General features: G+C 54.6%; 1 protein-coding gene. It reads left to right on the top strand.

All coding sequences use genetic code 11. From position 1 onward, the window contains the following. Positions 1–168 precede the first annotated feature (168 nt). Positions 169–1,239: site-specific integrase (locus EII23_RS12105; RefSeq protein WP_221620412.1), on the top strand; the 1,071-nt coding region annotated here is incomplete at its 3' end.

A 1,239-nucleotide genomic window follows, 5' to 3' on the forward strand; every position in this document is an offset into this window, starting at 1 on the left:
CTCGGTCGTCTTGAGGGGGAACCGTGGGCCGCCCTGCCCGCTCCGCCCTTGTCGCCTGTGGTGAATGGAGCAGGAGCAATGCCCGTTCTCCAGACCACGTTGCCCCAGACCGCTGCCGTTCAAGTCAATGTTGCTGACCCGATGACAGAAAGTGAGGAGAATCCACGCTTGAGCAAGGTCTTTGAAATGTACCTTGCGGAGAAAGGAAGAAGCCTCTCTGTGGGAACTGTGGTGGAATTCAAACTGTCCACCAGAAGATTCACGGAATTTGCCGGAGATTTGCCCATTCAGGCATACAACAAGAGGCAACACATTATCAGGTTCAAGGATGCCCTGCTGAAGCTCCCAACACGCCTTCCAAGACGGCTCCAACAGATGACGCTCCCCGAAATACTCAACAGGCTTGAAAGAGAACGTGGAGAAGAACGCCAGACCCTCACCGCCGTAACCGTCAATTCAAAGTATCTGTCTGCACTGCACACGGTCTTTGAATACGCCATTGCCAACGGGATACTGGAAAACAATCCATGCAGTGGTGTAAAAGCGCAGGGAGGAGATATAAACAAGATAGCATTTTCCAGTTCTGACCTGAATATTCTGTTCCAAGAATCACGTCTGTACCACAAGGACAAGACCAAAGGGCGCATGGGGAATCTGTGCAATACGGATATGCGGAGCAAGCTTGAGGAATATCGCTGGTTTGTCTTGCTCGCACTGTTCACGGGAGCGAGAATAGAAGAACTGGGGCAACTGGACAAAGCGGACGTGAAGGAAGAACAGGGCGTCTGGTACATTCATATTCACGGAGATATGAGCACGAACAGGCGCGTCAAGAACGCCTCATCCGTGCGGAAAGTTCCGCTGCACAAGAAGCTTCTGGAAATGGGATTTCTCGCATTCGCACAGCGGACGGAAAACGCACAGCGCCGAAGACGCAACAGGAGGAATACGGAAGAACAGGCGGCGAGGAAGCTCTTTGCGTCTTTCTCCCCTGACCGTGTGCGGGGGCGCACGAGCCACGCTTTCTCGCGCTGGTTTACCCGCTTCCTTGACAGCCTGGAGCTTGAGGACAGACAGCGCAAAAGCTTCCATTCCTTCCGGCACACGTTCAAGAGGGACGGGAGAAATACCGAAGGGATGCCGCCGGAAATTCTCGATGCCCTCCAAGGCCACGCGCAACAGGGCGTCGCGGCCCGCTATGGCAGGGACGAGGAAGGCGGGCGGTATGCCTTGCCTGTT

It is taken from the genome of Desulfovibrio sp. OH1186_COT-070, assembly GCF_003860215.1.
GTDB lineage: Bacteria > Desulfobacterota > Desulfovibrionia > Desulfovibrionales > Desulfovibrionaceae > Desulfovibrio.